The following is a 12522-nucleotide window of genomic DNA, read 5'->3' on the forward strand; positions in this document are numbered from 1 at the left end:
TTAAAATTTACTATTTCATTGATTCAACACCACTGATAATTTCTATAAGCTCAGTAGTAATAGATTCTTGTCTTGCTTTGTTATAAGCTAAATTTAGTTGTTTCACTCTTGCCTTTGCGTTATTAGTTGCATTATCCATAGCTTGCATTCTTGCGCTATGCTCTGCCGCCAAAGAATCGATTAACGCATAATACATATTATACTCAAAATACGTTTTCATTAAATCTTCTAAAAGCTCAGTTCCTTCCGGTTCAAGCTCTAAAAGAGAATTATGAGTCTGTTCAATACTCTTTGGTTCAACTGGAATAAGATGATTAATTTTAAGTTCTTGGGTAATCATATTTTTATAACCATTATGAACTAAAATCACTTCATCTGTATTTCCATTTAAAAAATCATCTACAGCAGCATGAATTACTTCACATGCTTTCTCATAGTCAGGACTAGAACTAAGATGGAAATATTTCTCTAACAATTCTATTTTTTGAAAATTAAAATATTCAATCCCAGTTTTACCTATAGCTCTAAGACGAATATTAATATTTTTTGCTTCATATTCTTTTAGCATTTCACTTACTGTTTTTAAAGTCTTAATATTAAAACCACCGCATAAGCCTTTATCTGCAGTGATAAATATTAAATCTACGGTTTTAATTTGTTCTTTTTTATGAAACAAAGATAAACGCACATCATCTTCATTGTGAACAATTTTATTGATCTGAAATGAAATTTCACTCAAAATTTCATCGATTTTTTGTGCATAAATTTTTGATCTTTTAGCTGCTTCTTCTGCTTTTTTTAACTTAGCAGTAGAAACTAGCTTCATAGCATTTGTAGTCTTTTGAGTGTTATGAACACTTTTAATTTTTCTTTTAATTTCTTTTAAATTAGACATAAAAGACCTTATAAATGATTTGCTTTAAACTCATTAATGGCTTTAGCTAGTTTTTCTTCCAAATCAGAATCTAAAGCTTTTTTAGAGCGAATTTGCTCAAAAATATCTGGATGTTTTGCCTCAATAAAAGGATAAATTCCATCTTCAAATTCCTTAATTCTAGAAACAGCAATATCATCTAAGAAACCTTTGGTTCCTGCAAAAATTAAAACTACTTGTTTTTCAACGCTAAGCGGAGAATAAGGTGGTTGTTTTAAGAGTTCAACCATTCTTTGTCCACGTTCAAGTTGTTTTCTACTTGCCTCATCTAAATCACTAGCAAATTGTGCAAAAGCTTGAAGCTCTCTATATTGAGCAAGGTCAAGTCTTAATGTGCCTGAAACTTGTTTTGTAGCTTTAATTTGAGCAGCCCCACCTACACGAGATACTGATAAACCAACATTAATTGCAGGACGAATTCCTGAGTTAAATAAATCAGTTTCTAAGAAAATTTGTCCATCTGTAATTGAAATAACATTAGTTGGAATATAAGCAGAAACATCTCCTGCTTGTGTTTCAATTATCGGCAATGCCGTCAAAGAACCAGCACCTAATTCATCATTTAGCTTGCTTGCTCTTTCAAGCAATCTTGAATGAAGGTAAAAAACATCGCCTGGATAAGCTTCACGACCTGGAGGACGACGTAAAATCAAAGACATTTCGCGATAAGCTACAGCATGCTTGCTCAAATCATCATAAACAATTAAAGCATGTTTTGCGTTGTCTCTAAAAAATTCACCCATGGTTACACCAGTATATGGAGCTAAGTACTGTAAAGCCGCAGGATCTGAAGCGCCGGCATTTACAACAATAGTATATTCCATAGCACCATGTTCTTCTAGTCTTTTAACCACTTGTGCCACTGTACTTTGCTTTTGACCAATTGCAACATATATACAGATAACTCCTTGACCTCTTTGAGATATAATAGTATCAACAGCAACAGTAGTTTTACCTGTTTGTCTATCGCCTATGATAAGCTCTCTTTGACCACGACCAATTGGCACAAGTGCATCAATAGCTTTAATTCCTGTATGTAAAGGCTCATGAACACTTTTTCTCGCCATAATACCTTTTGCTTTTTCTTCAACAAAACGATATTCATTAGCATTGATCACACCTTTAGCATCAATTGGCTCACCTAAAGCATTTACAACACGGCCAATCAAAGCCTCACCTACTGGAACTTTAAGTAACTTCTTAAGTCTTTTTACAGAAGCACCTTCTTTTAAACCTTCTCCTTTTCCAAGTATAACAATACCTACACTCGACTCTTCAAGGTTTAAGGCCATTCCTTTATCACCATTTTCAAATTCTACCATTTCTCCAGCCATAATATTCTTAAGTCCATATACCTTAGCAACACCATCAGCTACAGAAATAATTTTTCCTGTTTCTTCAATTTCAAGATTTAAATCAAAATTTTCAATTCTTTCTTTGATTATTGAACTGATCTCATCAGCTTTAAATTTCATTTACTTTTTCTCCTTAGATAATTTTCAATATATATTCGTTTAGCTTATTTTGAAGAGCTTTCATAGAAAAAGAAAGTTCATAACCTAATTCTTCTAATTCTATTTTAACACTATCATCTTGACTGATTTTATTGATTAATTTAATATTTGCATCAAATTTTTTGTTAAGTTTTACTTCAAGATCTTTAAGATTTTCTTGATTTAATTTTTCTTTAGAATATACAATACCAACAAAAATATTTTCTTTAAAAGCTTTTTGTCTTTCAAGTTCTTTAACTATTTGAGGAATGCATTCTAATCTTGAATTTTCAATCAAAAGTCTTAAAAAATTTTGAAAACTAGAATTTTTAATATCAAAAAAAGAATCAAGAAATTCCATTTTTCTTTCTTTTTTAATCTCATTAGATTCTATAATATTTTTAAATTTTGGCAAAACAAAAGCAGAATTTAAAATACACAAATTCTGATAAAAATCATTTATATCAGCTCTTGAAGCTATCGCTTTTGCATATCTTCTTGCAATTATATTTTCCATATTTAAGATACCTTCTTCATCATAAGTTCTATTATTTCACTCTGTTTTAATGTCATATTTGGATCAGAAAAAATTTCATTTAAAGTATTTGATACTAATTCTTTTTCCATTTTTCTAAATTCATAATCTTTCTGTTCCTCGAAATGTTTTTGAAGCAAATCCAACTCATCTTGAGTTTCTTTCTTAATATTTTGAACTAAGATTTCAGCTTCTTTTCTTGCTGTAACTAAAGCAGCAGCAGCATTTGCTTTAGCTTCTTCAAGTTTTTTCATCGTATCTAATTTCTTAGCTTTACTTTCTAAAAGTTTTTTTTGAATTTCATCAAGCTTAGAAGAAATTTTTACAATACGGTTTTTGTAAAAATTTTTAAATGGAGTTGCAACAAAATAATACAATATAGCCACAAAAATTAGAAAATTAATAGTCCTTGGAATAATATCATATTCTCCACTAACATTTGATGCACCAAAAGCATACAAAGGTAGCAAAAATATAATAAAGAATAACTTACTCATTTCTCTCCTCTTAAATTCTCTTTATGTTATTTTGCAAAGCTTGCTTAAGCTCAGGTAAATGTATGTTTAAATGTTCTTGTAATTCTTGTTTTTGAATAGCTAAATCTGCATAAAAGCTGGCCATTTTTCTTTCTAATTCTTCTTTCTTGCTTCTAAGAATTTGCTCCGCTTCTTCTTTAGCAGTAGCTATAGCACTTTGTTTAATTTTTTGAATTTCTTCTCTAGTGTTAATATGAATAGCTTCTAATTCATTATTCACATCTAAAACTTCTTGAGAATTTTCTTTTACTTTATTCTCATCATTTTCTATAGAATCATTTCTTTCATCCATAAATTTTAAAAGTGGCTTATACAGCATACTATTTAAAATAACTATCATAGCTAAAAAAATAGCCATAGTAGCAAGCATTATGGAAGGATGCATATCTTCAAACATAATTCTCCTTGGTTAGAATTTTTGAAGGACTATTCTACCATAAAAAAGCTAAGATTTTGGTTAAAACTTTTCAAGCATTTTGATTAATTTTTTAATTTTATCAATATTTTCTAAATGAATTACAAAATCATTATTTTTATTTTTGCAGTCAAATCCAAAGCGATTTAGTATGTGTTTTAATTTCTTTATTTCATCTTCAAATTCTTGATTAGGTAAGCTTTCATTATTTTTTATTTTTTTAACTATTTTTTCGGTATCTCTAACATTAAGTTTTTGACCTATTATACTGTCAACCAACATTTTTTCATCTTTTTGATCTAAACCAACCAAAACTTTAGCATGACCCTGAGAAATTTTTCCAGAAGCAATCAACTCTTGAGTTCTAATGTCTAAATTCAGAAGTCTTAAAGTATTTGTTATTTGAGTACGAGACTTATGAATAAGTTCTGCTAAATTCTCTTGAGTAATTTTATGAACTTGCATCAAATCCTTATAAGAATTAGCAAGCTCAATAGGGTTTAAATTTTCTCTTTGTATATTTTCAATAAGAGCCAATTCTCTAAGCTTATTCTCATCAATATCAGCAATAAAAGCTAGAATTTCTTTTTTTCCTAATGCTTTCACTGCTCTTAAGCGACGTTCTCCAGCAATTAAAATAAATTTACTATTTTTTTTAAATACAATAATAGGCTGAATAAGTCCAAATTCTTTGATAGAATTAGCAAGCTCATCTAAAGCTTCTTGATCAAATTTCTTTCTTGGCTGAAATGGATTGGGTGAAATTTGATCAATTTCTATCATAGTGCTTTGATTTTTATCAAAACCCAATTCTTTACTATAAACAGTATCCATATCACTGATTAAACTGCTTAAACCCCTATCTTTATTTAACCCCATTATAATTATCCTAATATAGAATACGCCAAATTTTGATAAGCAACAGAACCTGGCGATTTAATATCATAAAGAATTATAGGCTTTCCAAAACTTGGACTTTCTGCAAGTTTTACATTGCGAGGGATCACAATAAAGTCATCTTCGTTTCCATTAATAGTAAAAAGTTGTTTTTTAAAATTTTGTTTCAAATCATCTACAACATCTTTAGAAAGATTATTTTGAGAGCTATACATTGTCGGTAAAAATCCACGAACCCTGAGTTTAGAATTAATAGTTTTTTTGATAATTTTAATTGTATTTAAAACCATAGCTACACCCTCAAGCGCATAAAATTCGCACTGTATAGGGATAATTACACTATCGCTTGCTGCAAAAGCATTTATAGTAATACTTCCAAGAGCAGGTGGAGAATCAATAATAATAAAATCATACTCATCAATCACTTCTTGAATTTGATTTTTAAGCAGCATTTTTTTCTCATTATTTTCACCTTTAGCAAGCTCTTGTTCTATACCTACAAGACCTATATTTGAAGGAGCTAAATGAAGTTGTGGCAATTCTGTTTTTAAAATAATATCTGAAAGCTTTTTTCTTCCTATAAAAACATGGTAAATATTATACTCATAATTATTACGATTAAAACCAAGTCCTGTAGTCGCATTAGCTTGCGGATCAACATCAATCAAAAGTACTTTTTTCTCAGCCACAGCTAAAGAAGCGGCTAAATTTACTGCTGTTGTAGTCTTTCCTACTCCACCTTTTTGATTTGCTATTGTAATAATTTCGCTCATCTTAAACTATACACCCTTTTATCACCTAGTAAAATTGAACCATCTTCATACAAAAAAGAATTTTCAAGTGAAAAAACTTTACCTTCATGATGGACGCTAAATTTTCTTGATTTTTCGAATTCTAACATATACTTGCTAAAAATATTCTTCCATAAAAATTTTTTTTCTACTTTTTGCAAAAACTCACTCACTAAATCTTTAAGCGAAATTTCTATATCGCATAAAGCTGTATTTTGAGGTGAAAATTTCAGATTTAAACCCATACCGCCTATGATAAAATTTGAAATTTTAGCACTTATAACCCCTCCAGCTTTTTTATCATCTAAATATAGATCGTTAGGCCATTTAAGCCAAATTTTAGAACCTTTTTCTTGTAAAACTTCTTTAAGTAAATAAGCAAAATAAATGCTCACAGAGGCCAAAGGTAAATCTTTTGGTAAATCTTCTTCTTTAATACAAAAAGAAAGATGTAAATTTCCTTTAGAGCTTTGCCAAGAATTTTCCCTGCTTCCAACTCCATTTGTTTGTTCTAAAGCATAAATAGCAAAATTTCCATCAATCTTTCCATTGCGTATTTGCTCGCATAAAAAAAGATGAGTTGAGTCTATACTTTCAACACAAACTATCTTCACTTTTAAGCCTTTTTCCATTTAAATAAGTCCTACCATCAAGAACTTTTTTTCCACTTTCTTGAAGTTTTTTAATACGCAAAACTCCTTGTTTGCAAGCAAGCAAAAAACTTTCTTTTTCTAATTCTAAAATTTCACCCATCCTAGCATTTTGTTTTAATTCATCCACAAGTTCAACTTCTAAGAATTTAAGTCCATTTTCCAAAAAAACTCCAGGCCAAGGAGTAAAAGCTAGATATTTTTGATAAAGTTCTCTTGCATTTTGCAAATTTATAAGTCCATCTTCTTTTTTGATTTTTCTACAAAGTGTTGCTAGACTTTCCTCTTGTTTTTTAGGGGTGATTTTATCGAAATTTAAAAGAGTAGAGAGGATGAGCTTAGCGGCCAAATTTGCTAAAAGTTCAAAAACTTCACTTGAATTTTTATCTTTTATATCACATTCTAAGCTTTCAAGTATAGCACCTGTGTCAAGCCCTTCTTCCATCAGCATGGTGCAAACTCCACTTTTTTCATCTTTGTTTAAAATTGCACTTTGGATCGGACTGGCACCACGGTATTTTGGAAGTAAAGAAGCGTGCAAATTCACACAAGGTGCTAAATCCAAAATGGCTTTAGGTAAAATTTTTCCATAGGCAGCAACCACGATAAAATCAGGATTTAAATCCTTAATCTCTCTTATAATATTTTCATCTTTTAAAGAACTTGGAGTAAAAATAGGAATACTAGGATAATTTTGACTTAAAAAAGCCTTAGTATCACTTGGAGTTAAAATTTGCTTTCTACCTACAGCTTTATCAGGCTGGGTAAAAAGTGCTACGAGTTTAAAATTTTCATTTTCTACTAGTGCTTTTAAAATACAAGTTGCGTAAGATGGAGTACCCATAAAAATAATTTTTTTCATTTTTTCGCTTTGTGTGAAATTAAAAGTTTTAATTATAACTTATTTGATTTTAAAAGAGAATTTAATAAATTAATCACTCAAACAAAGTTCCACCTATTTGTTTATCTTCTAATAAAAATGTCTTTGCCGCACTTAAATCAAATCCACTTGCTAAAAACATTTTTTTATTGTGTTCAAGTAAAAATTTAGCTGCTTTAAGTTTGGTTACTATACCGCCTGTTCCGTGTTCACTGCCTGTTTTTATGGTTGTTTGTAGCCATTCTTCTTTAATATGAGTGATTTTTTCTAAACGCTTTGCATCACTAAATTCACTAGGATTTTTATCATAAAATCCATCAATATCGCTTAAAATCACAAGCAAATCCGCATCAAAAAAATGCGTAGCATAAGCACTTAAGCTATCATTATCACCAAAGACAATTTCTTCTATAGCTGTAGCGTCATTTTCATTGATAATAGGCAAAATTCCTAAATTTATCATCATATCGATAGCATTTTTTGCGTGTTTGGTAGCTTTTCTAGAGTCAAAATCCTTACCTGTAAGTAAAATTTGTCCACCTAGTTTATTAAATTTGGCTAAAAGCTCGTTATAAACACTGATTAAAAAAGGTTGTCCAATAGCGGCTAAAACTTGTTTATTAATGAGGTTTTTTCTATCGATATCTAGTTTGGTGTGTCCTGCTGAAATAGCCGCTGAAGTTACTAAAATCACTTCATATTTTTCCATGAGTTTAGCTAAAAATGCGACTAAATTTTTAAGACGCTCAAAACTTAAAGTGTTTTCTTCGCTAATCACATGAGAACCCACTTTAACAACTATTCTTTTCATGCTTATTCCTTGAAAAATTTTTATAATTTTAGCCAAAATTTCATATAAACTAGTTATTTTTTGAAAAAATAGGGAGTGTTTGAAATTTTTAATATAAAACACTTCCTAGATTGTTAAAATTTTTATTTGTTATTTCTTAAAGTTTTAATTTCTTCTAAAAGCATGAATTTAAGTTCTTTAAGTCCTGTTTTTTCAAGGCTTGAGACTTTGATTAAAAAGCTTTGCGGATTATTTATTTCTTTGAGATAATTTTCTAACTCATTAATGTTTAAAGCAATTTGCTCGGCAAATTCTTCTCCTAAATTAACACTATCACTTTTTGAAATCATGATGCCAAATTTACGCCCAAAAAGTTCATTGGAAAATTTTTCAAGTTCTTTTCTTAGTACTATAAATTGTTCTTTTAAAGGCATTTGCCTCATAGGATCAAGCACGAAAAGTAAAAAGCTCGTTCTTTCTATGTGCTTTAAAAAAGCAAGTCCTAAGCCTTTACCCCCACTTGCTCCTTCGATAATCCCTGGAATATCAGCCATAACAAAGGAATTATACTCATCTACATCTACGAGTCCAAGTTTTGGAGTAAGGGTGGTAAATTCATAATTTGCAATTTCAGGTTTTGCATTTGAAACAACGCTTATAAGAGTAGATTTTCCCACATTTGGAAAGCCCACAAGCCCTACATCGGCAATAAGTTTAAGTTCAAGTCTAACTAAGCGACTTTCTCCTTTTATACCAGGTTGTGCGTAATCGGGGCGTTGATTAGTGGCGTGTTTAAAATGAGTGTTGCCAAGTCCGCCTTTTCCACCTTTTAAAAAAAGCTCTTTTTGTCCTTCTTTGGTAAGATCGAGTAAAATTTCATTAGTTTGCGCATCGATAACTTGTGTTCCTTCGGGCACTATAAGTTCTAAATTTTCACCCTTTTTGCCATTTTTATTGCGTCCCATTCCACCAGCACCATTTTGTGCGCGTAATTCTCTTTTGCCTTTGAAATTTACAAGAGTGTGGGTATTATTATCACATACGAAAATAATATCGCCACCATTTCCACCATCTCCTCCATCAGGGCCACCAAGTGGAACATGTTTTTCACGGCGAAAACTTACAGCACCTTTACCACCATCGCCTGAAGCTAAAGTAATTTTAACACTATCAATAAACATTTAAATTGCCTTTGACTTTAAATTTATAAAGCTAAATTTGAGTAAATAAAAGAAGTTAAATTTATAAATTTAAAGTTTTCAAGACGCTAAAAAGCGTCCTAAAAACTTATGCAGGATATACAGAAACTTTTTTTCTATCTTTATCTTTTCTTTCGAATTTTACAAAACCATCAATCAAAGCAAAGATAGTATGATCTTTTCCCATACCTACATTGTTACCTGCATGAGTTGCAGTTCCTCTTTGGCGGATGATGATATTTCCAGCTCTAACAAACTCGCCACCAAATTTTTTAACACCTAAACGACGACCTATAGAATCGCGGTTATTTTGAGTTGAACCTTGACCTTTCTTGTGTGCCATTCTTTACTCCTTAAGCTTTGATATCTTTTACTACAACGCGAGTAAATTGTCTTCTAAAACCGCGTTTGAGTTTAGAATCTTTTCTGCGTCTTTTTTTGTAAATCACAACTTTTTTATCTTTTCCGTGATTGATCACTTCCAAAACAACTTTTGCACCTGCTACGAAAGGCGCACCTACCTTTAATTCTTTATCATTGATAGCAAGAACTTCGCTTACTTCAATACTTGCTTTGCTTTCAGCTTCAAAGTGATCTAGTTTTAGCTCATCGCCAACACTTACTTTGTATTGCTTTCCACTGTGTTTGATAATAGCATACATTGCTTTTCCTTATAAATTGGTAGTACCATAAAGCACCGCAATAACGGATTTAAAAGCTTTAGTGGTTTAATAAAATTTTGATTTTACAAAATTTTTCTTTAATTTTTGATGAATTTAAGAAAGGATTTAGAGTTTGAGAAAAATCAAACTCTAAAAATTTAAAAGCCTAGATTTACTCCGCCACCTTCTTGGGTTTCATAATTTGCATCACGACCTATAGTATAACCATTTCCACTATTGCTACCAATTAAAGGTCTACAAATATCGCCTACTTTTACACTACCTTCTGTGATTTTTGCATAAGAAAGTTTAGGGCTTGTGCGAGTGATTTCAATACTTCCTGTTTTGCTTTCTACTCTTCCTGTATTTTCTTTTGTATAAGCATCTTTTATAACCTTCCCAAGAGCAAAACATTCATAAATATCACCTTGATTTAAGCTTTGAGAAAATACTACTTCATTGTTTTCAACGCTTGCAACTTTCAAAGGATAAATTGCATTTAAAATATCTCCTGCAATACGATTTGCAATTTGTTTGAGTGCGGTTTCATTGGCACTAAGACTATTGTCTTTAAGATTGACTTTCATACTTAAAGTATTAGAAAATTTAATTTGTCTTGTAGCAAATAAAAGCACACGATAATCTACGATAACTTCAATTTCAGTTTTGCTTTTTCCTGTTAAATTGCTTGTTTTTTGTTTACCTTCAAGTCCTGAAATAGAAAACAATAAAATATAATCTGTTGCTAACACATTTTTAAGTTTATAAACTTCATCGCTAGCTGCGTCGCCACTTTTGATTAAAGCTTTTTCCATTTCATAATAGCCACTAGAATCACGGTCTAAAACATTAAATTTACGACTTTGCAATAAATCAGAAATGATTTTTTGTTGCAAAGCTGAGCCTATGCCTCTTTTTGCAGCATCTGGAGTAGAATCAAAAACAGTAATACTTCTTCTATTATCTGCACTTAAAACTGGAACTTGATACTTTTTTGTTGTTGTGGTTTTAAAAATCGTTACATTGGCTGTATATTTACCATTTGCATCTTGTTCAACACTATTGATTTCATAAGTATCGGCTCTACCTTTGGTGGCTTTTGAAATTTGCTCGCTGTAATTATCTTGTATGTTTGAACCTGAATTACCAGTTGAAACGCTAGTGTTAGATTTCTTAAGAGAATTGATGCTTACTCCGCTCATTTTTCCTATAGCTTCTATAATGGCATTGTTTATCGCATCTTCCCTAGTTAAACCTGTGCCTTCGCCTATGCTTGATTTTGTTGAAGTTGTGGTTATAACTTTAGCATTAAGACTTAGGCTTAAAAATAAGCCTAGAAAAAGAATTTTAGTTATTTTCATCTTTTACCTTTAAAAATCATCCATGCTATTTACAACATTAGAACTTCTTTGTATGCTAGAAGATTTTTTAGCTTCATTTTTTGTTGCATTTGACTTTGAATTTAAAGCCTCATTTGTGTTGGCTAAATTTTCATAAGAATAAAATCTCACAGCTCCTACATGTTCAATACCATTTTCACTTGTATAGCTCCATTTTTTAAGAGTACGAATACCACGAATTTTACCGCTTGCGCTTGCTTTTATTTTACTATTTACTTTATCAATAATATTTGTTATGTTTTGAGTTTGTTCTTGAGTGGAACTATCATTAACATTAATACTTTGTTTGATGATTTCCTCGTAAGTATCACCAGTTGTTCTTTCATCTTTAAGACTTAAATTTGTATTAATAAACTCTATAATAGCAGCATCAGCCATAGCAAGTGCTGTTTCTTTGGCTCTATCTTCTAAAATATTTGTTTTTTTAGCATTGCTAGGATCTGCTACATAACCCCAGTTTCCATAACTTAAAATAATAGGCGCACCATTTTCATCATAAACTAAGCGAATTCCATATTCATTTAAAAAGCCTTTTGTATCTTTTGGCAGATACTCACTTATTGCCTTGCCTTTACCCTTAATAGCACTCTGTCTTGCTAGTGCCATATCTTTTGCTAATTGGCGAGTTTTATTGGAAATAACAGCAATAACACCTACATCATACTCACCTCTTCTTTGTGTAACTATAGTTTGCACAGGAACAAGTCCACTCATAGAACCTATGGCATTTGTCATAGTTTTATTAAGAAATTCTTGCTTTAATAAAGTCTTTTTTCTGTCTTCGCTTAAAGAATTTGCATCTATACCTAAATCTTTTAATGCCTTATCAAGCTGAGCACCAGCTAATTGTGTAAGTTTATTTAAAATTTGATCAACCTTATCACCTTTTGGCAATTCATCAAATTCCTTAGCATTAGTAGAATTGTCTGCTTCATAATTTTGAATCCTGCTTGTAGCAATTCTTCCAAAAGCATCTCTTATAAATTCGCTTTGCAAATTTAACATTGCTTTTTGATAAGCATTTTGTAAAGCTTGTGCAAATTGTGGATCAGTATCATTTACAGCAACAGTACTTTTTCCCGTATAAAAAGTTTTTCCATCTTTGGTTATACCATATTCTATACCGAAATTATCGGCAAATTCTTCAAAAAAATCTTCAATTGATTTTGGGGTAATATCCTTAGTACTTGCGTCAGACATTTCATTTTGAGTATTTATATCTTGTTGTGTAATTTCTACAGGCTGGGAACCTTGTGCATAAAGTAAACTTGCCATAACTAAAGAGCCGATAAATAATATTTTTTTCATTTCGTATCCTTTTAAAAATGATAAAAAAAGCC

General features: G+C 30.8%; 15 protein-coding genes. All 15 read right to left on the minus strand.

The annotated features are described in order from the left end of the window. Positions 1-10: 10 nt before the first annotated feature. The gene (gene atpG, locus ELQ12_RS07575) at positions 11-895 is read right to left on the minus strand and encodes an ATP synthase F1 subunit gamma (protein ID WP_002860587.1); all 885 of its coding nucleotides are present in this window, start codon (positions 893-895) and stop codon (positions 11-13) included. Positions 896-903: 8 nt separating this feature from the next. Then, positions 904-2409, minus strand: coding sequence for a F0F1 ATP synthase subunit alpha (gene atpA / locus ELQ12_RS07580; RefSeq protein WP_002851836.1), 1506 nt, complete (start codon positions 2407-2409; stop codon positions 904-906). Between the two features lie 13 nt (positions 2410-2422). After that, positions 2423-2944, minus strand: coding sequence for a F0F1 ATP synthase subunit delta (locus ELQ12_RS07585; protein ID WP_134264679.1), 522 nt, complete (start codon positions 2942-2944; stop codon positions 2423-2425). 2 nt (positions 2945-2946) lie between these two features. Further along, on the minus strand, positions 2947-3459 hold the full coding sequence (locus ELQ12_RS07590; RefSeq protein ID WP_002860937.1) for a F0F1 ATP synthase subunit B: 513 nt from the start codon (positions 3457-3459) through the stop codon (positions 2947-2949). Positions 3460-3469: 10 nt separating this feature from the next. Continuing rightward, on the minus strand, positions 3470-3895 hold the full coding sequence (locus ELQ12_RS07595) for a FoF1 ATP synthase subunit B' (RefSeq protein WP_002871099.1): 426 nt from the start codon (positions 3893-3895) through the stop codon (positions 3470-3472). A gap of 60 nt (positions 3896-3955) precedes the next feature. After that, positions 3956-4792, minus strand: a complete 837-nt coding sequence (locus tag ELQ12_RS07600; protein WP_002871098.1) for a ParB/RepB/Spo0J family partition protein — start codon at positions 4790-4792, stop codon at positions 3956-3958. A gap of 5 nt (positions 4793-4797) precedes the next feature. Further along, a complete protein-coding gene (locus ELQ12_RS07605; protein ID WP_002851697.1) occupies positions 4798-5583 on the minus strand; it encodes an AAA family ATPase in 786 nt (261 codons plus the stop codon). After that, entirely contained in the window at positions 5580-6233 is a 654-nt protein-coding gene (locus tag ELQ12_RS07610; RefSeq protein ID WP_002860934.1) for a biotin--[acetyl-CoA-carboxylase] ligase, read from the minus strand. The genes ELQ12_RS07605 and ELQ12_RS07610 overlap by 4 nt, the downstream gene beginning before the upstream one ends. Next, positions 6196-7113 carry a methionyl-tRNA formyltransferase gene (gene fmt, locus ELQ12_RS07615; RefSeq protein ID WP_002881381.1) on the minus strand — a complete coding sequence of 306 codons (918 nt, stop codon included), beginning with the start codon at positions 7111-7113 and terminating at the stop codon, positions 6196-6198. The genes ELQ12_RS07610 and fmt overlap by 38 nt, the downstream gene beginning before the upstream one ends. Positions 7114-7186: 73 nt before the next feature. Beyond that, complete coding sequence (gene proB / locus ELQ12_RS07620) at positions 7187-7942, minus strand: glutamate 5-kinase (RefSeq protein ID WP_070243409.1); 756 nt, start codon at positions 7940-7942, stop codon at positions 7187-7189. Positions 7943-8064: 122 nt separating this feature from the next. Beyond that, positions 8065-9102, minus strand: a complete 1038-nt coding sequence (gene obgE / locus ELQ12_RS07625; RefSeq protein ID WP_070243408.1) for a GTPase ObgE — start codon at positions 9100-9102, stop codon at positions 8065-8067. A gap of 106 nt (positions 9103-9208) precedes the next feature. Continuing rightward, entirely contained in the window at positions 9209-9463 is a 255-nt protein-coding gene (rpmA, locus tag ELQ12_RS07630) for a 50S ribosomal protein L27 (protein WP_002800974.1), read from the minus strand. A gap of 10 nt (positions 9464-9473) precedes the next feature. Next, entirely contained in the window at positions 9474-9782 is a 309-nt protein-coding gene (rplU, locus tag ELQ12_RS07635) for a 50S ribosomal protein L21 (protein ID WP_002778820.1), read from the minus strand. 158 nt (positions 9783-9940) lie between these two features. Next, the gene (locus tag ELQ12_RS07640; RefSeq protein ID WP_070261575.1) at positions 9941-11143 is read right to left on the minus strand and encodes a CsgG/HfaB family protein; all 1203 of its coding nucleotides are present in this window, start codon (positions 11141-11143) and stop codon (positions 9941-9943) included. Between the two features lie 9 nt (positions 11144-11152). Beyond that, a complete protein-coding gene (locus ELQ12_RS07645) occupies positions 11153-12490 on the minus strand; it encodes a DUF6844 domain-containing protein (RefSeq protein ID WP_002871095.1) in 1338 nt (445 codons plus the stop codon). Positions 12491-12522: the final 32 nt, after the last annotated feature.

Origin of the sequence: Campylobacter sp. US25a, from assembly GCF_004379075.1 — a bacterium.
Lineage (GTDB): Bacteria > Campylobacterota > Campylobacteria > Campylobacterales > Campylobacteraceae > Campylobacter_D > Campylobacter_D jejuni.